The following is a 22,058-nucleotide window of genomic DNA, read 5'->3' as shown; positions in this document are numbered from 1 at the left end:
CCCCGGACGGCTGGGAGGCGAACCACGCGGTACTCGCACACCTGGCGGAACACCGGGTGAGCCGGCGGCCGTGAGCGGTACCTCGGCCTCTTGCGGGCACGCGGGACAATGGACGGTGGCCCACCAGACAGGCGGTGCCCAGCGAGCCGTACGAAGGCCGTACGAGGAGGAGAGAAGACATGGCGGAGCCCACGCCGCGTCGGAACGAACCGCGGCTACGCCCCGCGCCCCTGATCTTCGAGCCCGCGGAAGCGGCCGGCGATCCCGAGCACTTCTTCCAGCTGGAGTCCATCGAGGATCCCCGCGCGCTGCTGACCCGGGCGACGGAGCTGACCCAGGCGTTCCGGGCGGCGGCCGACCGTGCCGTGGAGTTCCAGGCCATCGCCGCGGCCCAGCTCGCCGACCCGCGCCGGTTCGACCGGCTGACCGCCGCCGACATCGCCGAGCGCGCGGAGTGGACCGAGGACTATGCCAAGAAGATGGTCGAGTTCGGCCGCGATCTGATGCGCGGGAACAGCGAGGGCCGGACCACCGCCGATCCCGTGTGATCCCCGGTGTGATCCCACGGTGTGATCCCGCCAAGCGATCCACACCTGGCATATGCCAAGCGGGCAAGATACTCCCCTCCCTCGCCGCCTGTCCCGGTTTTCCGCAACTCAGCAGAACCGGTTGCTCACTGCCGGTAGACCTGGACGGCATGAGCGGTACACCGAACGTCACCCGAGCCACCTCCGACGGCGCCGCCTGGCTCGCCTCGGCCGGGGCGTACCCGCGGCACGCGTCCGCCCCGGCCGTCCTGCCCTGCGGCACCATCTTCGACGTGGTGAGCGCGCCGGCCGTCTTCGGGCGCCGGATGCTGGACCGGCTCTGGGACGGCGGCCCCGGCTCGGGCCCGGTCGCGATGTCCCGTGGCCGGATGCTGCTGTTCTGCGCCCCCGGCACCGCCCACCGGCTGCCCTCGCTGCTGGCCTGGGAGGAGTGGGGCTCGCACCGCACGGCCGCGGTACCGCCCCTGCTCTGCCATGGCACCGGCGACGCGGTGACCGTCCCGGCCCCGGACGGCGACACCACGGCCGACCTCCGCTGGCTGGTCGCCCCGGACTCCCGTCACCCCTGGTTACCGGGCCCGGAGGTGGTGCTGTGGGCGGCGGTACGGGCGGCACGGGCGGCGGTGCGGATATCGATTTTTCCTCCCCCCGACCAGGATGCTAAGGTCTACGACGTCAGCAGGCGCCGCTAGCTCAGTTGGTTAGAGCAGCTGACTCTTAATCAGCGGGTCCGGGGTTCGAGTCCCTGGCGGCGCACGCGATAGCGATGGCGAGTTCTGACCGCAATAAGCGCGGGACGACTCGCCATCGCTGTTTTCTGCGCGGCTTCGCCGCGCGGTTGTGGGGGCTCCGCCACCCACACCCCCGAGAGGCCGGTCCAGCGGCCGTCGGCCCAGCGACCCCCTGAGCGACGGCGAGGCCCGGAGGTCACCCCCGCCGGGTCGGACCCCGTGGCCGTCGGCCGAGAGGTCACCCCCTGATCCGCTGCGTGATCTTCACCGTCCACGCCCCCGAGGCCGTCCGGTCCTCCACCTCGATCCGCACGCCCTTTCCCGGGACGGTGAAGCTCTCGCCCAGCGCGACCGGGGCGTCGGCGAGTGGGGGGTAGACGGATTCGTCCGGGCAGGCCGAGGTGCCCGGGTGGGCGTCGACCACCTCGACGGGGCCGCCGCCGGACTCGGCCCCGCTGCGCACCCGGTAGACGAGGATGCCCTCGCGGCAGGTCGCGCGGTCGTTGCCGGCGGCGGTGCGGGCCTCGAAGGCGAGGGCGCTGTCCGGACCGGTGCGCACCACGGCCAGCTTCACCCCGTCGCCGAGCCCGAAGGCGGGTGCCCCGCCCGCGCCCCGCACCGGGACGCCGGGCCCGGCGGCCAGCGGTTCCAGGGTGATCCGGGTCGGTCCCGCGCCGCGCACGCACACCACCTGGCGTGGATCCAGCCACCCGAGCCGCCACTTGTGCCAGGCGAACAGATCGGGTGAGAGTCCGAACTGGCTGCCCATCAGGTCCCAGTCGCCGACGTATGTGTCCCAGTCGCCCTTGCCGTCGGTCGGGCGGTGGTAGAGGTCGGGCAGGTCGAAGACATGGCCGGTCTCATGGGCGAGAACCAGCCGGTCCGGCGGGTGCTTCTCGAACACCGTGACGACTCTGCGTACGTCCGTGCCGTCCACGTGGAGGGGGGTGTCGAGGTTGACGACCTTGGTGGCGTCGGAGTCCACGCCGGGCGCGTCCGGGTCGGCGACGAGATACACCACCTGGTAGCGGGCGAAGTCGACCTCCTTGTCGGCGACCGCGAAGGCGTCCGACAGATAGGCGGCCCGGTCCTCGGCGGCCCAGTCCCGCCGTATGGCGTACGCCGTCGAGGGACGGGGCATACGCAACCAGTGCGTCAGCGGATGCGGGCGCAGGGTGAATCTGCCGTAGGAGGCCCGCGCGAAGTAGCGGCTGGTCTCGGGGAAGTGGTCGGCGGTCAGTTCGGCCGGGGTGGTGCGCGGGGTGCCGTCCGGGAAGGACAGGAACACCATCACCGCGTCGAGTGCCCTGGTGGGGCGGGCGTAGTCGGTGTTCCAGGTGTCGACGCCCTCGGAGTGGTGGGCCTCGGTGCGGTGCAGGGCGCAGGGGGCGACGGAGAAGGGGTCGGCGACCGACGGGCCGGTGATGATCGAGGTCGCGGCCAGCGCCGACAGCGTGGTGCACACGGCGGCGGTGCTGCGCAGCAGGGGCACGGACATGACCTCCGGACGCGGTTCGACAGACCCGCACCCAGGTTGCTGGGATTCGCCACCGCATGCACTGTTTGTCTGCCCCAGAAGGGTGAGCGCTCCCCATTTGGGCGCCGGCGCACTACGGCGCTCGCCACTCCCGATTCACTCACGGAACGTCACAACTGATCGACGGCCTCAATAACCCGTCCAGGTGCGGGCAGAAACGATCTGTCAGAAAGTCCGTCCGGTCCGGGAGACTGGACGATGGCTGGAAGGGCTCGGGGCCAGCCTCTATGATCGGCACACTTTCCGGCACGGACAGAGATCGAGTGCACTGCGGGAGCGAGCGGTGAGCGGAACGTCCGAAGGGCCGACGCCCGCGGCAGACCTCGACCGGTCAGCCGTCACAGACAGTGATCACATCACCTACGACCGTGTCTTCGGGGCGGCGCCACTCGCCATGGCCGTCGTGGACCGCGAGGGACTCGTCCTGCGCGCCAACCCGGCCTTCGGCGAGCTGATCGGCGCCGACTGGGGCACTCTCACCGGCCGGGCCGCCGCCGATCTGGTGGACCTGACCGCCGACCCCCGTTCCTGGCACGCCTACCGGGAGGTGCTGTGCGGGCGGCAGGCCAGGCTGCGCTGCACCCGCCGGCTGAAGCGTCCCGAGGGGAACTCGGTGTGGGTGCAGCTCACCGTGGCCCCGCTGGCCGACGGCGGTGCCGGCGTGCTGCTGTCCGTCGCCGACATCAGCGCCCGCCGTGAACTCCAGGCGCGGCTGAGGCACTTGCAGATGCACGACCCGGTGACCCGGCTGCCCAACCGCACCCTGTTCTTCGAGCGGCTGTCGGCCGCGCTGGAGGCGGAGTCGTACGAGCGCAGCGGCACCGGCCGGATCGGGCTGTGCTATCTGGACCTCGACGGCTTCAAGGCGGTCAACGACACCCTCGGCCACCGCGTCGGCGACCGGCTGCTGGCGGCCGTGGCCGAGCGCCTGACCAGGGTCGCCGACGAGGCCGGGTACGCCCGTGCCGTGACTCCGCTGGTGGCCCGGCTCGGCGGGGACGAGTTCGCGCTGCTGGTGGAGGACTCCACCGGCACCGAACAGCTCGCCGACCTCGCCGAGTCCGCGCTGGCAGCGCTCCAGGAGCCCTTCGACCTGGCCGGGCAGCGGCTGTCGCTGACGGCGTCCATCGGCGTCGTGGAGCGCCACGCGGCGGGCACGACGGCGACCGGCCTGATGCAGGCGGCGGACACGACGCTCTACTGGGCGAAGGCCGACGGCAAGGGCCGCTGGACGCTGTTCGACCCCGAGCGCAACGCGCACCGGATGACCCGGCAGGCGCTGTCCTCCACCCTGCGGCCCGCCATCGAGCGGGGCGAATTCGTCCTGGACTACCAGCCGTTGGTGGGCATGGAGGACGGCCGGCTGTCCGGGGTCGAGGCGCTGGTGCGCTGGCACCACCCGCAGTTCGGCACCCTGACGCCGAATCGGTTCATCGGGCTGGCCGAGGAGGACGGCTCGATCGTGCAGCTCGGCCGCTGGGCGCTCGTCACCGCCTGCCGGCAGGCCCGCCGCTGGCAGCTCGCCCACCCCGGCGAGCCGCCGATCTTCGTGAGCGTGAACGTGGCGGTGCGCCAGGTGTGGGACTCCGACCTGGTGGCCGACGTGGCGGAGACGCTCGCGGACACCGGACTGGCCCCGCATCTCCTCCAGTTGGAGCTGACCGAGTCCGCGGTGATGGGCTCGGCGGGCCGCCCGCTCCAGGCGCTGCAGGCCCTCAGCGACATGGGGGTGCGCATCGCCATCGACGACTTCGGCACCGGCTACTCCAACCTCGCCTACCTCAGCCGGCTGCCGGTCTCGACGCTGAAGCTGGACGGCTCCTTCGTCCGCGGCTTCCAGTACGAGGAGGCGCCCAAGGGGATCCCGCCCAACCCCGCCGACGAGGTCATCGTGGAGGCGATGATCCAGCTGGCCCACCGGCTGGGCCTCACGGTCACCGCCGAGTGCGTGGAGACCTCGGCCCAGGCCACCCGGCTGCGCCGGATCGGCTGCGACACCGGCCAGGGCTGGCTGTACTCCCGGCCGGTGCCGCCGGACCGCATCTCCGAGCTGCTGGGGGCGCAGGCCTACACGGCCGGCGTCGGCAACCCGTAGGCGTCCGCGATGAGTTCGTACGAGCGCACCCGCGTCTCGCCCCGGTGGGCATGCGTGGTGAGCATCAACTCGTCGGCGCCGGTGCGCTTTTGGAGGTCGTTCAGTCCGGAGCGCACCTCGTCGGCGGTGCCGTAGACCACGTTGGACGACCAGGAGGCGATGAACTCCTCCTCCATGGCGCCCAGTTCCTGCCGCTCGGCCTCCTCCGGGTCGGGGAAGAGGCCGGGGCGGCCGGTGCGCAGGCGGAGCATGTTGAGACCCATCGCGCGGGTCTGGCGGCGGGCCTCGCGCTCGTCGTCGGTGGCGAGGGCGGAGACGCCGATGAGGGCGTACGGCTCGGCGAGCACCGGGGAGGGGCGGAAGGTCCCCCGGTAGAGGTCGAGCGCGGGGATCGTGTTCTGCGCCGAGAAGTGGTGCGCGAAGGCGAACGGCAGACCGAGCATTCCGGCCAGCTGGGCGCTGAAGCCGGAGGAGCCGAGCAGCCAGACCGGCGGGCGGTGCGGGGACTGGACCCCGCCCGGGGTGCTGCCCTGCACCGGACCGGGGATCGCGTGGATGCGCCGGTAGGGGTGGCCGTCGGGGAAGTCGTCGTCCAGGAAGCGGATCAGCTCGGCGAGCTGCTCGGGGAAGTCGTCGGCGCCCTCGCGCAGGGTGTCGGAGCGGCGCAGGGCGGCGGCCGTGGCGCCGTCGGTGCCGGGGGCGCGGCCGAGGCCGAGGTCGATCCGGCCGGGGGCCAGCGCCTCCAGCGTGCCGAACTGCTCGGCGATCACCAGCGGGGCGTGGTTGGGCAGCATGACGCCGCCGGAACCGAGCCGGATGCGGTCGGTGTGGGCGGCGAGGTGGGCGAGGATCACGGCCGGCGAGGAGGAGGCGACGCCCGGCATGGAGTGGTGCTCGGCGACCCAGTACCGGTGGAAACCGCGGGCCTCGGCGAGGCGGGACAGCTCGACGCTGGTGCGCAGGGCGTCGGTGGCGGTGCGGCCCGCGCCGACGGTCACCAGGTCCAGGACGGAGAGGGGGACGGGGGCGGTGCCGTACGCCGTGGCCCGGATGCCGTCCGCCGCCGTGCGGATCTCGTCTGCCTGATCTGCCTCGTCTGCCGCCACGATGGGGCCTCCCGTTTCCGGCGTGAACTGTGCCGGAGGGTGGTAACAGGGGGATCGCCCCGCTTATTCCAGCGCCTGGCCCGCCGTCTGTCCCGCCGCTCGTCCCACCGGGCTCCCGGCCCGGCCCGGCCGCCCCTCAGACCTGGACGATCGGCTCCCGGGTGAACAGCGCGCCCAGCTCCGGCGCGTTCACCCGCCGGTCGGCGAGCCGCAGCCCCTCCCACACCGTGACCTGGTTCGCGGTGAGGACCGGCTTGGCCAGGGACTTCTCCAGGAGGCCGAGGTACGCGACGGTGTGCAGGGCGGTGTCCGGCAGCAGCAGCGCCTCCGCGCCCGCGTCGTCCGCCGCCCGCGCCAGCGTCAGCACCTCCTCCTCGCCCCAGGCGCCGGCCTCGGCGGCCGAGCCGACCCCCGAGGAGCGCACCCGCGTCACCTCCAGGCCCCCGGCCCGCAGGAACTCCGCGAACAGCGCGGTGACGTCCTCGGGGTAGGTGGCGCCGACGGCGACCCGTCGAACCCCCAGCTCGCGGGCCGCGTGCACGAAGGCGAAGGACGTCGAGGAGGCCGGCATCCCGGCCAGCCGGGCCAGCGCGCGCACCTGGTCCTGGGCGCCCTGCCAGCCGTGCACGAAGCCGGCGCTGGTGCACGCCCACACCACCGTCTCGACACCGGAGAGCCGCAGCCGCTCCATCCCCTCGCCGAGCTGCTCGGCGGAACCCAGCTCGCGCGGCGCCGGGAGGCGGTGCGCGTCCTCGCCGAGGCCGGTGTGGACCAGGTCCACCCGGATGTCGCTGCCCAGGAGCTGCTCGATGCGCGGATAGTCGTCCTCGGCGGAGTGGCCCGGGTAGAGGAATCCGAGTGAGGTCATGTCCAGCCTTCCTGCGTCCGGTCGGGCAGTACGGGACGGCCCGCGCGCCCCCCTCGTCGGACAGCGCCCGGTACGGCCCCACGGTCCGGGTACCCAGCCTCGGCGACGCAGCCCACATCGTGAGAGGCGGTCCACGCCCGTGTTGACGGCGGTGGGTTCGGGTGCGAGCGTGGTCGGTCCGTGCGTCCCAGGCGTCGGCGGAGCCTTGCCGGGGCGCCTGGGCGAGCACCCCTACGGACGCCGGGAGCCGCGCATGCCGGACGCCGGGAACCGTCCCGCCGGACACCGGGAGCCGACCCGCGCTCCGGCCGTCCCCACCCTGCTCGTGCTGGACGCCGAGCCGCCGCCCCGGCTCGGCGCCCTGACCGGGCGGGCCCGGATCGTGCACACCGACGCGGCGCACCTGGCCGAGCGGCTGCCGACCGCGGATGTGCTGCTGGTCTGGGACTTCACCTCGCACGCGGTGCGCGAGGCATGGCCCGGCGAGGGGCCCCGGCCGCGCTGGGTGCACACCGCGAGCGCGGGCGTGGACCATCTGCTGTGCCCGGAGCTGGCCGCGTCCGGCACGGTGGTGACCAACGCGCGCGGGATCTTCGACCAGCCGATCGCCGAGTACGTGGCGGCGCTGGTGCTGGCGGCGGCCAAGGATCTGCCGCGCACCCTGGAGCAGCAGCGGGAGCGGGTGTGGCGGCACCGGGAGACCCGGCGGGTGGCGGGTACCCGGGCCTGCGTGGTCGGCTCGGGGCCCATCGGGCGGGCGATCGTGCGGATGCTGAAGGCGCTCGGGGTGACGACGGCGCTGGTCGGGCGGGTGCCGCGGACGGGGGTGTACGGCCCGGCCGACCTGGACCGGCTGATCTCCCGCGCGGACTGGGTGATCGCGGCGGCGCCGCTGACGGAGGCGACGTACCGCATGTTCGACGCCCACCGGTTCGGGGTGATGCAGCCCTCGGCGTTCTTCGTCAACGTGGGGCGCGGCGCCCTCGTGGACGAGGAGGCCCTCGCCCGGGCCCTGACCCGGCGCTGGATCGCGGGCGCCGCCCTGGACGTGTTCGCCGCCGAGCCGCTGCCGGGCGACAGCCCGCTGTGGCGGCTTCCGGGGCTGATCGTGTCCCCGCACATGAGCGGGGACACGATCGGCTGGCGGGATGAACTCGGGCGGCAGTTCGTGGCGTTGTACGAGCGGTGGGCGGCGGGCAGACCCCTGGTGAACGTGGTCGACAAGACGCGCGGCTACGTGCCCGGCCACTGAGCGGCGGCCGCCGGGAATCGGGGTGGCCGCCGGGTTCTCCCGTGGGGGTTCTGTGGAGGCGAGGGGCGGGAAGAGGGCGTAGACCTCGTCACACGCGCACCTGGCGTTGTGGACGGCGGCGCGCGGCGGCGGCGCGTTCCCCGCGGCCGCGCAGGTCAGGGGCGCGCGACCGGCCGACAGGGGCGCCCGGCGCCGCGCATCGCGCCCGTCCGGCGAGCCGGTGACGCGTCGTTCGGGCCGAAAAACCAGGGTGCATACCCCGGTTCGGCTTGGGTAGCCGCGCCGCCATGGCTCCACCACATGGGAACGACGCACACACTTTCCGGTCGGCACACAGACCCAGCCGGCGGACACTGCTCGGCGGGATCGCGGCGCTCGGGGCACTGGGCGCCGCGGGCTGTGCCCGGGTGGCCGCCGCGGGCGAGAACGGCGGCGAACTGCTCGACCGGCTCCGCGCGCAGGGCGTCGTACGGCTCGGGATCGCGGGTGAGATCCCCTTCGGGTACATCGACCGGGACGGCCATCTCACCGGTGAGGCGCCCGAGTTGGCGAAGGCGGTCTTCAAGCGGCTCGGCGTCGACCGGGTGCAGCCGGTGCCGACCGAGTTCGGCTCGCTGATACCCGGCCTGAACTCGCAGCAGTTCGACGTCGTCGCGGCCGGCATGTACGTCAACGCCGACCGCTGCGCCCAGGTGATCTTCGCGGATCCCGACTACCAGATGCTGGATTCGTTCATCGTCCGCAAGGGGAACCCGAAGGGGTTGCGCTCCTACAAGGACGTCGTCGCGAAGAAGGCGAAGTTCGCGACCGGCACCGGGTACGCCGAGATCCAGTACGCGGTCGAGGCGGGCTACAAGGAGAGCGACATCCTGATCGTGCCGGACCAGGTGGCCGGGCTGAACGCCGTCGAGGCGGGCCGGGTCGACGTCTTCGCCGGTACGGCGCTCACCACGCGCGAGGTGGTGAAGAAGTCCGCCAAGGCGGAGGCGACCGCGCCGTTCGCGCCGCTGGTCAAGGGCAAGCCGCACGTCGACGGCGGGGCGTTCGCGTTCCGGCCGACCGAGACCCGGCTGCGGGACGCGTTCAACGTGGAGCTGCGCGCGCTGAAGCGCAGCGGTGAGCTGTTCCGGATCCTGCGGCCGTTCGGCTTCACCAAGGCCGAGATGACCGACCTGACGGCGAAGGAGCTGTGCGGGCAATGACCTCGGGGCTCTGGGAACTGGTACTCAAGGGCGTCTGGACCACCGTCCAGCTACTGGTGTTCAGCGCGCTGCTGGCCGCCGCGGTGTCCTTCGTGGTCGGCATGGCGCGCACCCACCACCGGTGGCTCGTGCGCTTCGTGGCCGGCGTCTACACCGAGATCTTCCGCGGCACCTCGGCGCTGGTGATGATCTTCTGGGTGTTCTTCGTGCTGCCGATCGCCTTCGGCTGGCAGCTCGTGCCGATGTGGGCGGGCACGCTGGCGCTCGGCCTGACGTACGGCGCGTACGGCTCGGAGATCGTGCGCGGCGCGCTGAACTCGGTCGACCCGGCGCAGAAGGAGGGCGGGGTCGCGCTGAGCTTCACGCCGGCGCAGCGGATGCGGCTGATCACGCTGCCGCAGGCGGTGCCGGAGATGATCCCCTCCTTCTGCAACCTGCTGATCGAGCTGCTCAAGGGCACCGCGCTGGTGTCGGTCATGGGCATGGGCGATCTGACGTTCAGCGCCAACCTGGTGCGCCTCGCGCTCCAGCAGAGCGCGGAGATCTACACGTACGTGCTGGTCATCTACTTCGTGATCGCCTTCGTGCTGACCCGGCTGATGCGCGGCCTGGAGAAGCGGCTGAAGGCCGGGGTCGGCAGGGGCGCCGGTCCGGCGGAGGCGGGGCACGAGCCGAAGCGGGCACAGACGACCGGGGTGGGCGGTGGTGTCGTATGAAGTGGGACTGGCACGCGGTGAGCGGGTTCATGCCGCACTTCTGGGACGGCCTGCTGGTCACCCTGGAGGCGCTGGCGCTGGGTTCGCTGCTGTCCTTCACCCTCGGCCTGGTGTGGACGCTGCTGATGCGGACGCCCACCAGGTGGGTGCGCTGGCCGGTCGGGGTGGTCACGGAGTTCGTGCGCAACACCCCGCTGCTGGTGCAGCTGTTCTTCCTCTTCTACGTGCTGCCGGAGTGGGGCCTGACCTTCTCCGCGCTGTCCACCGGCGTCTTCGCGATCGGGCTGCACTACTCGACGTACACCATGCAGGTCTACCGGGCCGGCATCGAGGCAGTGCCCGTCGGCCAGTGGGAGGCGGCGACCGCGCTGAACCTGCCCCGGCGGCGGACCTGGACCGCGGTGATCCTGCCGCAGGCGATCCGCCGGGTGGTACCGGCGCTCGGCAACTACGTGATCTCCATGCTCAAGGACACACCGATGCTGATGGTGATCACCGTGCTGGAGATGCTGGGGCAGGCCCGGCTCTTCTCCCAGCAGCACTTCCAGTTCACCGAGCCGCTCACCGTGATCGGCGTGGCCTTCATCCTCATCTCCTACCTGGCCTCCCTTCTCCTGCGAGCCCTGGAGCGACGCCTTGTCCGTTGAGACCCGTACCCAGCCCGCCGCCACCGCGGCCCAGCCCGCCGATCTGATCCGCCTGGAGCGGGTCACCAAGCGCTTCGGCGCGAACACCGTGCTCGACCACCTGGACTTCGCCGTCCAGCCCGGCAAGCACGTGACCCTGATCGGGCCGTCCGGCTCCGGCAAGACCACGATCCTCAGACTTCTGATGACCCTCGCCAAACCGGACGAGGGGACCATCACCGTCGACGGCGAGGCGCTGTTCCCGGCGCCGGAGAAGCAGGTCCGGGAGGTGCGCAAGAAGATCGGGATGGTGTTCCAGCAGTTCAACCTGTTCCCGAACATGTCGGTGCTGCGCAACCTCACCGAGGCGCCGGTGCAGGTCCTCGGCCTGTCCAAGGACGAGGCGGAGGAGCGGGCGCGGGAACTGCTGGACCTGGTGGGCCTCGCCGACAAGTGCGGGGCGCGCCCGACCCAGCTCTCCGGCGGGCAGCAGCAGCGGGTGGCGATCGCGCGGGCGCTGGCGATGCGGCCGCGGGTGCTGCTGCTGGACGAGGTGACCTCCGCGCTCGACCCCGAGCTGGTCGCGGGCGTGCTCGACCTGCTGCGGGACATCGCGCACAGCACCGACATCACGATGCTGTGCGTGACCCACGAGATGGGCTTCGCCCGGGACATCTCCGACCAGGTACTGATGTTCGACGGCGGGCGGGTGATCGAGTCGGGCTCCCCGGAGAAGATCTTCAGCGAACCCGAGCGGGAGCGCACCCGGGAATTCCTCGGCGCGGTGCTGTGAGCTCGGCGGGCAACGACCGAGGTCCGGCCACTGGGTCATGACCATGGCATATGCCATCGGGTCTTTGCCCCCGTCGGGGCCGCCGCCGGGGCGGGGGTGACGAGCCCGAATCTTGTCAACGCCCTCTCCCCGGCGGCCGTTTGCCCGTTATCGTGGAATCGCCGCACCGTCCGGACCGCACGGCCCAGTAAGCGAGCGCAGGGGGAACCACCGTGGCGCTGATGCACGAGCCGACCGCCCCGTACCACTCCGCCCAGGACGCGCTGCGCGTGCTGGAGTCCGTGGCGCGCACCGCCGCCGGGGTCACCGAGACCGAGCTGGCCCGGCACACCGGCCTCGGCCCCGAGCGGCTCACCCTGCTGCTGCGGATGCTGCGCCGCGAGGGGTACGTGGAGCAGATCGGCGGCGGGGCGTACGTCACCGGCGACACGCTGCGCCGGCTGACCTCGGCCCAGGACCGCGAGCGGGCCCTCGCCGACAAGCTCCAGCGCATGCTGGACCGGCTGCGCGACTCGGTCGGCGCGGCGGTCTACATCAGCCGGTACGTCGACGGCGAGGTCAGGGTCACCCAGTACGCCGCCGGGCCCGCCGCCCCCGCGGTCAACGAGTGGGTGGACTTCCGCTACTCGGCCCACGCCACCGCGGTCGGCAAGAGCCTGCTGACCCAGCTCGACCACAACGCGCGCCGCGACCACCTCGCCCGGCACAAGATGGCCCGGCTGACCTCGCGCACCATCACCAGCGACAAGCTGCTCCTGTCCCGCTTGGAGTCCCAGCCGCCGACGGTGCCGGTGCTCGACCTACAGGAGTACGCGGTGGGCACCGTCTGCGCGGCCGTCCCGATCACCGCGGGCTCCTCGGTGGGCTGCCTGGCCGTGTCCCTCCCGGTGGAGCACGCCCACCGGCTGAAGCAGGCCGCGGACACGCTGAACCGGAACGCGGCGCCGGTGCTGCTGTCACTGGCCCTGTAGCCGTCCCCGGGGTGTCACGAGCACCCGTCGGCACCAGGTATTATTTTCTCTGTCGCCAGCCGCGGAAAGCGGAGGGCGGGAGTCATGCGCCGCTAGCTCAGTTGGTTAGAGCAGCTGACTCTTAATCAGCGGGTCCGGGGTTCGAGTCCCTGGCGGCGCACGATGACGATGGCGGTCCATGTCCGCGCTTTTTGCGGACATGGACCGCCATCTCTGTTGTTCCGCGGCTTCGCCGCGCGGTGGGGGCTTCGCCACCCACACCCCCAGAACCAAGGTCAGGCCCCCCGCAGCGGCGAGGGGCCCTTCGGCGTTCCCGTGGGGGACCTCAGAACGTGACGTCCGAGCAGGCGTAGAACGCGTTGCCCGTGTCGGCGATCGTCCACACCGCGAGGATCACGTGGTGCCCGGACAGGCCGGTCGGCAGGGTGCCGCTGTGGCTCAGCGTCGCCGGCGGCTGCTGGCCGTTGTAGGGCACCGTGAGGAACGGCGTGAGGTTGAGGTCCGAGCGGGACAGCGGGTGGTTCTGGTTCCAGCCCTGCTTGGTGACGTAGTACTTGAAGTCCGTCGTGGCGTGCATGGCCGTGAACTGCCAGCGGAAGGTGTACGACTGCCCGCCGGTCACGTGGGTGGTGGGCCAGGCGGCACCGGACGGGGTGGTCGGCGAGCTGAGCTGGGCGAACCGGGCCACGCTGCCGTTGCAGAGCTGGCCGTCGGCGGGCCCGGTGGCCGGGAAGCCCTTGGGGCCCTCGACGCTCTGCGGCTCGTACTGGATGTCGCCGCAGCCCGTGACCGTGCCGTTGGCACAGAGCTTCTGCCTGCTGATGGGAAGGTCGGTGTAGCCGTGCCCGCTGGCGCCGCCGGCGGAGAGCGCGAACGCTCCGGCGGTCACCACTCCGAGCACGACTGCGGACATCTTGGTCTTGGTGCGCATGCTGCCGCTCCTGGAGAACGTGGGGAGTTCAGTGAGCCGTGCAGAGGGAAGGTCTAGACCAAGTCCCAGATTATTGCCGCCACTTGAGCATGTCCATACCAGTGGCGAAGGCGGCTTCGCCCGGTTGCCCCCGCTCCCCGCGCCCCGCGCAGAACGCCACCGCGAGGTCCCGCACCAGCACCTTGCGCTCACCGTCGTCGAGATCGACCAGGCCGCGCCTGGTCAGCCGGGTCACCGTGTCCTCCACGGAGTCCACGACCGAGCTGAGCACGCTGGCCCGCTGCCGGGCGTCCAGCGCGGCGATCCGGCGGCGCTCCATCGCGGCCGCGACCTCCGGGGCGTACTCCACCCGCAGCGGCTGCACGGAGAACACCTCAAGCCCGGCCGGGCCGGCCTCCGCCGCCACCAGCCGGGTCAGCGTCTCCCCCGCCGCCGCGAGCCCGCCCCGCCCGCCACCCGCCGGCTCCACCGGCACCCGGGCCAGCGCCGCCTCCACGCACTCGCGCAGGTACCGCTCGTGGTCCTCCAGGCCGAGCACCGCCCGCGCGGTGTCCCGCACCCGCCACACCACCAGCACCACCACCCGCAGCGGTGTGCCGCCCGGATCGGCCGCGGGGATCGCCTCGCTGCGCCAGTGCCGCAGCCGCACGTCGACCCCCCGGCGGCGCAGCAGCGGGTTGACCCAGAGCAGGCCAGTGCGCCGTACCGTCCCCCGGTAGCGGCCGAACAGGCCCACCACCCAGGCCCGTCCGGTGCGCCCCCGGGCCAGCCCGCCGAACCCGGCCGCGCCGAGCAGTCCCGCCCCGGCGTACGCCGCCCACTGCGCCGGGCCGAGACCCGCGCCCGCGGGCTCCGGCAGCCGCAGCGCCTGGGCGGCGAGCGGGGGCAGCACCCCCGCCCACCAGGAGGCGGCCAGACAGCCGGTGACCCCGCAGGCCCCGGCGAGCACCCCGGCCGCTCCGGGCAGCACCCGCGCCGGACGTTCCGTCAGCTCCGGGTCGATCCGGGGCAGCGGGCGCCGCCGCACCGGCGCCGGGCGGCTCGCGCGCGGCAGTTCGCCGGTGCCCTGCCGGCGCCCCACCACGGCGGGCTTGGGCGGCGCGCACACCGGGTCGCGGTCGGCGTGCTCGTTCCGGTCGCCGGGGTCGCCCGGCTCGTCGCGGAAGAGCAGGTGGACGGGGATCTCGGTGGTGGACTCGTTCTGGATCAGCCGGGCCGGGCGGGTGCCGGTGGCCGTGGCCCCCTGGGGCCACCCCTCGGATCCGGACGGTGTGTGCGAGGTGGTCGTACTCATGCGTGCCTCCAGCCTCCGCGCCAGATGCGTCATGAAACGTGAACAGACATGAACAGACATGAACAGGTAAGACAGGTACGGCGGTTGGGTCGGTTACGTCGGTTGTGTGCGTGGCGTCGGTGACGTCGGCGGCTAGCGCTTCCCAAAACACGGCCTAGGCGAACAGGCGGCGCCAGGTCTCCGGGCCCGGGGAGCCGTCGGCCGCGCCGCCCCGCCAGCCCTGGCTGCGCTGGAAGGCCGCCACGGCCTGCCGGTCCGCCTCGCCCCACCGCGGACCCGGCCCGTCGCCGTAGAACCGGCCGAACCCCTTGCGCGCCAGCTGGATCCCGAGCCGGGTGACGTGGTCGTTGCTCTGCCCCGGGCGGAAGTAGCCCTTGCCGGGGTAGCCGGGCACGCCGTGCGAGGCGGGGCCGTCCGCGCCCGGGGTGATGTCCCGGCCGCCGCCGGAGGTGAGCAGCTCCCAGGTGCGCGGGCCCGGCCGCCCGTCGGCCTCCTCGCCGCTCCAGCCCTGCGCCCGCTGGAACGCCTCGGTGGCCCGCCGGTCCGCCTCGCTCCAGGCCGGACCGGGGCCCTTGGGGTAGTACGGTCCCGCGCCCCGGGCCACCAGCATCCGGCCCAGCTCGGTGACGTACGCGTTGACCGCGCCGGGCCCGAAGGCGGCCGCGCCCGGGAAGGCGGTCGAGGACTTGCCGCCGGTCGCCTCGGCGCCCGCGCTGCCGGCGGCCAGGCCCTTGTAGCGGTAGGGGACGTACTTGCTGCCGTGACTCCAGTAGGGGTAGGGCGTGGTCTGGGTGCGGGTGTGCGGGGGTGTCTGCTCGTAGACCTTGTAATAGGTGTGCGTGTAGTCCGTCCAGCCGCCGAAGATCACCACGTGGGAGCCGTTCTGGGGGTCGGCGGTGTTGTGGTAGAGCAGGATGTCGCCGGGCTGGAGCTGGGACTTGGTGATCTTCACGCCGTACTTGGCGAGGCTGCCCGTCCACTGGTTGCTGCTCAGGCCCCAGGCCATGGAGACGTAGCCCGAGCAGTCCTGCCGGTAGCCGTCGGTCCAGTAGCGGCTCATGCTGTAGGGCACCTTCGCGGTCACCCAGGCCTTGGCCCGCTTGATGATGGCGCTGCGGGAGGTGCGCGGGGAGGGGCTGCCACCGGGCGGGGCGGTGCCGCCGCCGGAACCGTGCAGCGGGGCCTCGGCGCCCTGGGGGGTGTCGGGCTCGCCGTCGCCGGGGACGGCCTGGCGGTGCGGGGAGTGGCCGGCGGGGAGGGCCGCCGCCGGGTTCACCGCGCCGAGGGCGGCGGACACGGCGGCCACGACGACCATCCCCCGGGTCGCGGGGAGTCGGGCGAGGCGGCCGGGCAGCGGGCGGCGTCGGGTCCGCCGCCGGTGGACACAGCCGGGACAACCACAGTCGCGCGCGGGTTCGAACTCCTCGAACGCCGGAGCGGTCATGCGATCTGCCTCACATTCTTGGTGTTTTTGTCCGCTTGTGTGCACGTTGATCAGTTTCCCAACTGTCCACGGAACGCGCACTTTGACGGTCCGAATGATGTACGGCCCCTCGCGGACCCCTCTCGATCCCTCCCGACCCCCCTCCCGGTGGTCGGTAGCACCCCCACTGGTCAGGTAGAGTTCTCTTGTCAGCAGGCGCCGCTAGCTCAGTTGGTTAGAGCAGCTGACTCTTAATCAGCGGGTCCGGGGTTCGAGTCCCTGGCGGCGCACCGACGGAAAAAGCCCCTCGCAGCAGCGAGGGGCTTTTTCGTCTCTTCGTCTCTTCGTACGAAGCTGATCTCAGCGGGGGCGGCGGGCGCGGAGGCCCACGGCGACGGCGGCGATCGAGGCCAGCGCGAGACCGGTCACGGCCTGGGCGGTGCCCGGTCCTGAGCCGCTGGTCGCCACGGTGGCGAAGTGCGCGGCGTCGTCGGCGGGGACAGCGGAGACGCCTTTGCCTTCGGCCACCACTTTGTCTCCGGCTACGGCTTTGTCTCCGGCCGCCACTTTGTCTCCGGCCGCGACCGTGAGCACGCCCTCGACCACCCGGTCGGCGCAGGTGACCTTGACGTCGTAGGCGCCCGGACCGACCGTGGAGCCGACGCGGGTCCGGCCGGAGAGGGTGCCTTCAGTGCCGGTGAGGGGGGCGTCGCCGGTGAAGGCGCGCGAGGCGGCGACGGCCCGATTCCCGGTGCAGCCGCTGACCCGCAGGGTCACCTCGGTCCCCGGTGCGGGGGCGTCGGGCGCCGCGGCGAGGGTGCCGCCGTCCGCGGCGTGCGCCGCCTGAGCCGTCGGACCGAGCGCGGCGACGGCCAGCAGGCCGCCGCACACAGTGAGGGGTAGTGAGCCCATCGTGAACCTCCAGACATCAAGGAGGTTCCCCCGGCCGGGGCGCCCCCGCATCCCCGGGGGCGCCCTGCTGCTCCATCCGGGTGAGACTCAGACGAGGTCGACCAGGCCCGCGATGGAGTCCACGATCTGGGAGGGCAGGAAGGGGTACTGGTCCACGTCCCCCCGCTGGGTCACCCCGCTGAGCACCAGGAAGGTGCGCATCCCGGCCTCCAGGCCCGCCAGCACATCGGTGTCCATGCGGTCGCCGATCATCGCCGAGGTCTCGGAGTGGGCGCCGATCGCGTTCAGGCCCGCGCGCATCATCAGCGGGTTGGGCTTGCCGACGAAGTAGGGCTTGCGCCCGGTCGCGGCGGTGATCAGGGCGGCGACCGAACCGGTGGCGGGCAGGGCGCCCTCGGTGGAGGGGCCGACGTTGTCCGGGTTGGTGGCGATGAACCGGGCGCCGTCGTTGATCAGCCGAACCGCCTTGGTCATGGCCTCGAAGGAGTAGGTGCGGGTCTCGCCGAGGATCACGAAGTCGGGCTCGTGGTCGGTGAGGACGTAGCCGACGTCGTGCAGCGCGGTGGTCAGGCCGGCCTCGCCGATGACGTAGGCGCTGCCGCCGGGCCGCTGGTCGTTCAGGAACTGGGCGGTGGCGAGCGCCGAGGTCCAGATGTTCGGCACCGGCACGTCCAGGCCCATCCGGCGGAGCCGGGCGTGCAGGTCGCGGGCGGTGTAGATGGAGTTGTTGGTGAGGACGAGGAAGGGGCGGCCCGAGTCGCGCAGCTTCTTGAGGAACTCCTCGGCACCGGGGATCGGCACGCCCTCGTGGATCAGGACGCCGTCCATGTCGGTGAGCCACGATTCGATCGGCTTGCGTTCTGCCATGCTGTGCGTCTCCTGGCATGCGTGGGATCTACGAGCGGGGGCGCCGGAACCACGGCGTACCGACGCCCCCAGGGTAGTCAGCCGTGGCTGATCCGTACCCCGGCGATCAGCCGGTAGCCGCCGGGATGTGCAAGGGACGGCCGTCCAGGTCCCAGGCCGGGTCGAGGGCGACGCCGAGATGGGCGAGGGCGGAGGCGGCCACGTCCGGCATCCGCGCGTCGTCGCGGACCGAGCCGGGCGCGTGGGCGTCGCCGACGGCGATCACGAAGGTCTGGCGTTCCGGGACGCTGGGGCCGCCGTGGCCGCCGGCGTCGGTGTGGCCGTGGTCGGCGGTGACCATGACCAGCCAGTCCTCGTCGGCGGGCCGCGCCCGGACCGCGGCCACCATCCGCCCGACCTGGGCGTCGGCGTCGTGGATGGCGTCCAGGTACCGCTGCGAAGCGGCGCCGTGCCGGTGGCCCGCGTCGTCGATGCCGTCCAACTGCGCGAACAGGGCGTCCGGATGCCCGTCCCGCAGCCGCTCGATCACCCGGGACGCCGTACCGGCGTCGTACTCCGCGCCCGGCGTGGCCACCCGGGTGCCGACCCGCGCCGAGAAGAGCTTCTCGGCGAGCGGCGCCCAGGAGCTGATCGCGCAGGTGTCCAGGCCGGGGACGGCGGACGCGGCGCGGCTGAGGAAGTCCGGGTAGCGCGCGAACTCGTTGCCGGTGAAGGAGTTGTCCCGCACCTTGTGCTTGTCGGGCCAGACCCCGGTGAGGATCGTGGCCCATCCGGGCCCGGACAGGGTGGGCGCGTGCGGCTCGATGCCGCTCGCCGCGGTGAGTCCGGCGGCCATCAGCGCGTCCAGGTGGGGCGCGTCGGCGTCCTTGACGCGGTCGAGGAGAGCGCCGTCCAAGCCTATGACCAGCACCTTCGACGTACGGGGCACGGAAACCTCCAGCTGAGAGGGCGACATGGCACCGCCCCCGGTATGGACGTCAGGACCAGGGGCGGTGCCGTGCCAATCAATCAGCTACCGGTGGCCGACTTCCAGTCGTACGACGCCGGGTCCTCGCCGATGCCGTGCCTGTCCTTCCGTGGTCCCTCGCCGTTCGCGCGCCCGCGGCCCGGTCCCAGGTCAGCGGCGCCTGCGGGCCGTCAGGAAGGCGGCGCCGCTCACGCAGAGCAGGACACCGGCGGCGGCGAGGAGGCCGTGGGTGAGGGCGGAGCCGGTGCGGGCGAGTTCTCGGGCGCGTTCGCCGGCTTCCTGGGCGTCCCGGGCGAAGGGGAGGGAGGGGCTGGCGGCGGCGGCCGGGGGGCCGTCGGAGGGGGCGGCGCCGGTCCCCGTGGTGCCGGCGGCCTGCGGTCGCCGCGTGCCCGCGCCCACGCCCGCTCCCGCTCCCGCTCCCGCTCCGGTACTCGTGCCCGTGTCCGTGTCCGTGCCCGTGTCCGTGCCCGGCAGGTCCTGTGCGACCGGGGTCCGGTCCGCGTCCGGATCCTGGTCCGTGGACTGCTCGGGGACCGGGGAGGCCGCCGTGCCGATCCCGAACCGGTAGGCGTTGGACTCCCCGGCCCAGTCGCCGTCCCGGCCGCGGCGCTGTACGGCGGCGGCGTGGGCGGTGACCTGGTCGGGGACGGCGGCGTCGCGGGTGAGCGCGAGGCGGACCCGCACACTGACCGTCTTGCCGGAAGGCACGTCGAACCCGCCGAACCCGGGCGCGTCCAGCACGCCGACCAGCTCCTTCTCGTCGGTGCTCTCGAACGTCACCGGGCGGATCCGCGAGCCGTCGTGGAAGTCCAGCCGGGCCTTGCCGGGCTTCAGCTCGCGCCGGTCGTCGACGAGGACGACGACGGGGTGGATGTCGGCGCAGGAGCGGTGCGTGGTGTTGGTGAGGTCGATGTACCAGGTGCGGTAGCCGCCGCCGGGCCGGTACTCGGTGGGGCCACCGCGGATCCGGGTGGTCAGGGGGAACGTCCGCTCGCCGGGCACGGCACAGGGGAGCGTGGGGGTGGCGCCGACAGCGAGGGCGGCGGCCGGAGCGGCGGCGAGGGGGACGGGCGCGGCGGCCGGAGCGGCGGCGAGGGTGGCCAGAGTGGCGGCCGCGGCGAGGCCGAGGGGGCGGGGGGAGACGATGCGGCCGGGGGACAGGGACGTGCGCAGTCGCATGAACACATGACATGCCGGGTCACGCGCACGGCTCCGGGCCGCCACTCCGAGGCGGCCCGGATTGCCCTCGATCGGCCGAGGTGACCGGCCCAGGTGACCGGCCGAGGCGGTCGCTCAGGAGGCGCCGGCGCAGACGTGCTCGGCCTCGGTGGCCGTCGAGTTCCGCAGGCTCTCGGCCTGCTGGAGCTCCCGCCGCTGGGAGGCGTCGGGGTGTCCGCCGTCGGCGATGCTGCGCAGCAGGTCCGCCTTCATGGCGTTGTAGTCCCGGTCCGCCTTCTGGGCGGTGGCCAGCGCGGCGTCGCAGCTCGTCCGGGGGGCGGCGTGGGCCGCGGGCGCGGCGACGGAGAACGCGAGGAGCGCGACGGCACCGGCCGCGAACGGTCGCATGGACCTCATGGAAACCTCCGGTGTGCTCGGTCTGATCCGGTGTGACTCGCGTGGTGACTCTTCGGTGTGACGGCCCGTGAGTGCGACTCAGGAGGACAAGGTGACCGCTCGCCCGCTGTCCCGCACGTCCACGCACAGCTGGTACGGATTGGGGTCCCCCTGCCGTTCCCCGCACTTCCACCGGGCCCCGGCCGCCTGCACCTCGGCGCCGGACGTGCCCTGCCAGACCTTCGTATAGGCGGCGGCCACCTGCATGGCCGCGCCGCAGGCCACGCCCTGGCCCGCGAGCACGCCGAGCCCGGTGGCGGGATCGGCTCCGCAGTACCTGGCGCTCGCGTCCTGCGCCGCGACAGCCGGCCCGGCCCCCGTGACGCAGAGCAGACCGACCCCGAGCGCCCCAGTGACCACTCTGGCTTTCACCGACATCACCGCGCACCTCCTTCCCAGGAGCAACTTCCACCACATGAGTACCCACATCCGGGCAACCCCCGTACCCCTCACCCCTCCCCCCTCCCGAACACCCCCGCACCCAGCACCATCTCCGCCGCCCCCTCCGCCACCACGCGCTCCCCCTGCCGTACCACCGCCACCGCGACCCCCTCCCCCAGTCCCTCCCGGCGCGCCCGCGCGGCCAGCACGTCCGACACCCCGCGCACGAACGGCGCCGGATCCGCCAGCACCGTCCGCCCGCCGAGCAGCACCCGGTCGATGTCCAGCAGCCCCACCAGGTTCCCGGCGCCCACCCCCAGCACCCGCGCCGCCGTCGCCACCTCGCCCCGCGCCACGGCGGACAGGCACAGCGCCTCCAGACACCCCCGGTCCCCGCACTCGCACGGCGGCCCGTCCAGCTGGACGACCTGGTGCCCGAACTCCCCCGCCCCGGTCCGCGCCCCCCGGTGCACGCGCCCGCCCGTGACGAGCCCGGCCCCCAGCCCCGTACCGAGGTGCAGATACGCGAAGGACCCGCCCTCGCCCCCGACCGCGAGCCCGACCGCCGCCGCGTTCGTGTCCTTGTCCACGATCACCGGCACCCCCAGCCGCCCGCGCAACGCGTCCCGCAGCGGAAACCCGTCCCATCCCGGGAACCCTGTCACCCGGTGCAGCACCCCCCGCGCGTGGTCGAGCGGCCCCGGCAGGGCCACCCCCACCCCCAGCAGCGACCCGGCCCCGGCGAGCTCCTCGAAGGGCCCCAGACACGAGCGGACGAGCCCGGTCACCGCGTCCTCGACCACCCCGAGCACGGCCTCCGCCCCCGCCCCGAGGTCCAGCTCCCCCCGCCGCTCCCCCACCACGGCCCCGTCCAGCCGTATGAGCACCACGCGCAGCGCGTCGCGGTCGAGCTGCACCCCCACCGCGTGGCCCGCCTCCGGCACCAGCCGCAGCACCGTCCGCGGCTTGCCCCCCGTGGACGCCCGCCGGCCCGCCTCCGCCGCGAGCCCGGCCTCCCGCAGCCGTCCGGTGATCTTGCTGACGGCCTGCGGGGTCAGCCCGGTCCGCTCGGCCAGTTCCAGCCGGCTGATCCCCTCCGCCCCGGCCTCGCGCAGCAGGCCGAGCACGAGCGCGCTGTTGTGCGTCCGCACCACGCCCAGGTTCGCTCCGGCCCGCCCGCTGGTCACGCTGTCCTCGCTCACCCGCCCATTCTCCCCACCGCTT

22 protein-coding genes, 3 tRNA genes and 1 pseudogene are annotated in these 22,058 nt (G+C 73.1%); 12 read left to right on the top strand and 14 right to left on the bottom strand.

The features are described 5' to 3' along the window. Positions 1-179 precede the first annotated feature (179 nt). The 3 genes from AB0927_RS00980 (at position 180) to AB0927_RS00970 (ending at position 1,304) form a co-directional block, all read left to right on the top strand. Positions 180-548, top strand: a complete 369-nt coding sequence (locus AB0927_RS00980; protein WP_366665317.1) for a hypothetical protein — start codon at positions 180-182, stop codon at positions 546-548. A 149-nt stretch (positions 549-697) separates the two neighbouring features. Then, complete coding sequence (locus AB0927_RS00975; RefSeq protein ID WP_366665316.1) at positions 698-1,240, top strand: hypothetical protein; 543 nt, start codon at positions 698-700, stop codon at positions 1,238-1,240. Further along, positions 1,231-1,304: transfer RNA gene (locus tag AB0927_RS00970), tRNA-Lys, on the top strand. Before AB0927_RS00975 ends, AB0927_RS00970 begins: the two co-directional genes overlap by 10 nt. 213 nt (positions 1,305-1,517) lie before the next feature. Here the strand turns inward: AB0927_RS00970 and AB0927_RS00965 are convergent. Beyond that, entirely contained in the window at positions 1,518-2,777 is a 1,260-nt protein-coding gene (locus AB0927_RS00965) for a M6 family metalloprotease domain-containing protein (protein WP_366665315.1), read from the bottom strand. Positions 2,778-3,099: 322 nt separating this feature from the next. Here AB0927_RS00965 and AB0927_RS00960 point away from each other — a divergent pair, with 322 nt between their 5' ends. After that, positions 3,100-4,911 (top strand): bifunctional diguanylate cyclase/phosphodiesterase, encoded by a 1,812-nt coding sequence (locus AB0927_RS00960; protein WP_366665314.1) that lies wholly within the window; start codon positions 3,100-3,102, stop codon positions 4,909-4,911. Here AB0927_RS00960 and AB0927_RS00955 read toward each other — a convergent pair. Then, on the bottom strand, positions 4,884-5,984 hold the full coding sequence (locus tag AB0927_RS00955) for an LLM class flavin-dependent oxidoreductase (RefSeq protein ID WP_366665528.1): 1,101 nt from the start codon (positions 5,982-5,984) through the stop codon (positions 4,884-4,886). The two genes, AB0927_RS00960 and AB0927_RS00955, sit on opposite strands and share 28 nt — an antisense overlap. 169 nt (positions 5,985-6,153) lie before the next feature. Next, the gene (locus AB0927_RS00950; protein ID WP_366665313.1) at positions 6,154-6,885 is read right to left on the bottom strand and encodes an aspartate/glutamate racemase family protein; all 732 of its coding nucleotides are present in this window, start codon (positions 6,883-6,885) and stop codon (positions 6,154-6,156) included. Between the two features lie 253 nt (positions 6,886-7,138). Here AB0927_RS00950 and AB0927_RS00945 point away from each other — a divergent pair, with 253 nt between their 5' ends. Then, positions 7,139-8,137 (top strand): D-2-hydroxyacid dehydrogenase, encoded by a 999-nt coding sequence (locus AB0927_RS00945; protein WP_366665312.1) that lies wholly within the window; start codon positions 7,139-7,141, stop codon positions 8,135-8,137. Positions 8,138-8,158: 21 nt separating this feature from the next. Here the strand turns inward: AB0927_RS00945 and AB0927_RS00940 are convergent. Further along, positions 8,159-8,434 (bottom strand): annotated as a pseudogene (locus tag AB0927_RS00940) (DUF3830 family protein); the annotation flags it as partial. Between AB0927_RS00940 and ehuB the strand changes: the two are divergent. The 6 genes from ehuB (at position 8,425) to AB0927_RS00910 (ending at position 12,605) form a co-directional block, all read left to right on the top strand. Then, a complete protein-coding gene (gene ehuB, locus AB0927_RS00935; protein WP_366665311.1) occupies positions 8,425-9,339 on the top strand; it encodes an ectoine/hydroxyectoine ABC transporter substrate-binding protein EhuB in 915 nt (304 codons plus the stop codon). The pseudogene AB0927_RS00940 and the gene ehuB overlap by 10 nt on opposite strands. Then, positions 9,336-10,055: an ectoine/hydroxyectoine ABC transporter permease subunit EhuC gene (gene ehuC / locus AB0927_RS00930; RefSeq protein WP_366665310.1), complete on the top strand. Its 720-nt coding sequence runs from the start codon at positions 9,336-9,338 to the stop codon at positions 10,053-10,055. Before ehuB ends, ehuC begins: the two co-directional genes overlap by 4 nt. After that, entirely contained in the window at positions 10,052-10,702 is a 651-nt protein-coding gene (gene ehuD / locus AB0927_RS00925; protein ID WP_366665309.1) for an ectoine/hydroxyectoine ABC transporter permease subunit EhuD, read from the top strand. The genes ehuC and ehuD overlap by 4 nt, the downstream gene beginning before the upstream one ends. After that, entirely contained in the window at positions 10,692-11,474 is a 783-nt protein-coding gene (ehuA, locus tag AB0927_RS00920) for an ectoine/hydroxyectoine ABC transporter ATP-binding protein EhuA (RefSeq protein ID WP_366665308.1), read from the top strand. The genes ehuD and ehuA overlap by 11 nt, the downstream gene beginning before the upstream one ends. Before the next feature lie 212 nt (positions 11,475-11,686). Further along, positions 11,687-12,445: an IclR family transcriptional regulator C-terminal domain-containing protein gene (locus AB0927_RS00915; protein ID WP_366665307.1), complete on the top strand. Its 759-nt coding sequence runs from the start codon at positions 11,687-11,689 to the stop codon at positions 12,443-12,445. Positions 12,446-12,531: 86 nt separating this feature from the next. Continuing rightward, positions 12,532-12,605: transfer RNA gene (locus AB0927_RS00910), tRNA-Lys, on the top strand. Between the two features lie 165 nt (positions 12,606-12,770). Here the strand turns inward: AB0927_RS00910 and AB0927_RS00905 are convergent. From AB0927_RS00905 to AB0927_RS00895, 3 genes are all read right to left on the bottom strand, one after another. Beyond that, on the bottom strand, positions 12,771-13,376 hold the full coding sequence (locus AB0927_RS00905) for a lytic polysaccharide monooxygenase (RefSeq protein ID WP_366665306.1): 606 nt from the start codon (positions 13,374-13,376) through the stop codon (positions 12,771-12,773). 70 nt (positions 13,377-13,446) lie between these two features. Beyond that, complete coding sequence (locus tag AB0927_RS00900; protein ID WP_366665305.1) at positions 13,447-14,670, bottom strand: SPFH domain-containing protein; 1,224 nt, start codon at positions 14,668-14,670, stop codon at positions 13,447-13,449. Positions 14,671-14,824: 154 nt separating this feature from the next. After that, on the bottom strand, positions 14,825-16,114 hold the full coding sequence (locus tag AB0927_RS00895) for a peptidoglycan-binding protein (RefSeq protein WP_366665304.1): 1,290 nt from the start codon (positions 16,112-16,114) through the stop codon (positions 14,825-14,827). Between the two features lie 195 nt (positions 16,115-16,309). On the opposite strand from AB0927_RS00895, the gene AB0927_RS00890 reads away from it, so the two are divergent. Beyond that, positions 16,310-16,383: transfer RNA gene (locus tag AB0927_RS00890), tRNA-Lys, on the top strand. A 70-nt stretch (positions 16,384-16,453) separates the two neighbouring features. On the opposite strand, the gene AB0927_RS00885 is transcribed toward AB0927_RS00890, so the two are convergent. From AB0927_RS00885 to AB0927_RS00855, 7 genes are all read right to left on the bottom strand, one after another. Continuing rightward, on the bottom strand, positions 16,454-17,005 hold the full coding sequence (locus AB0927_RS00885; protein ID WP_366665303.1) for a hypothetical protein: 552 nt from the start codon (positions 17,003-17,005) through the stop codon (positions 16,454-16,456). Positions 17,006-17,092: 87 nt separating this feature from the next. Next, positions 17,093-17,872 (bottom strand): HAD-IIA family hydrolase, encoded by a 780-nt coding sequence (locus AB0927_RS00880; protein ID WP_366665302.1) that lies wholly within the window; start codon positions 17,870-17,872, stop codon positions 17,093-17,095. Positions 17,873-17,978: 106 nt separating this feature from the next. Further along, positions 17,979-18,800 carry an alkaline phosphatase family protein gene (locus AB0927_RS00875; RefSeq protein ID WP_366665301.1) on the bottom strand — a complete coding sequence of 274 codons (822 nt, stop codon included), beginning with the start codon at positions 18,798-18,800 and terminating at the stop codon, positions 17,979-17,981. A gap of 189 nt (positions 18,801-18,989) precedes the next feature. Next, entirely contained in the window at positions 18,990-20,018 is a 1,029-nt protein-coding gene (locus AB0927_RS00870) for a hypothetical protein (protein ID WP_366665300.1), read from the bottom strand. A 114-nt stretch (positions 20,019-20,132) separates the two neighbouring features. Then, positions 20,133-20,405 (bottom strand): hypothetical protein, encoded by a 273-nt coding sequence (locus AB0927_RS00865; RefSeq protein ID WP_366665299.1) that lies wholly within the window; start codon positions 20,403-20,405, stop codon positions 20,133-20,135. Between the two features lie 87 nt (positions 20,406-20,492). Beyond that, the gene (locus AB0927_RS00860) at positions 20,493-20,831 is read right to left on the bottom strand and encodes a hypothetical protein (protein WP_366665298.1); all 339 of its coding nucleotides are present in this window, start codon (positions 20,829-20,831) and stop codon (positions 20,493-20,495) included. 71 nt (positions 20,832-20,902) lie between these two features. Continuing rightward, a complete protein-coding gene (locus AB0927_RS00855; RefSeq protein WP_366665297.1) occupies positions 20,903-22,036 on the bottom strand; it encodes an ROK family transcriptional regulator in 1,134 nt (377 codons plus the stop codon). Between the last annotated feature and the right edge of the window lie 22 nt (positions 22,037-22,058).

It is taken from the genome of Streptomyces sp. NPDC048106, from assembly GCF_040706415.1.
GTDB lineage: Bacteria > Actinomycetota > Actinomycetes > Streptomycetales > Streptomycetaceae > Streptomyces.
This window is presented reverse-complemented; position numbering and strand designations above follow the sequence as displayed.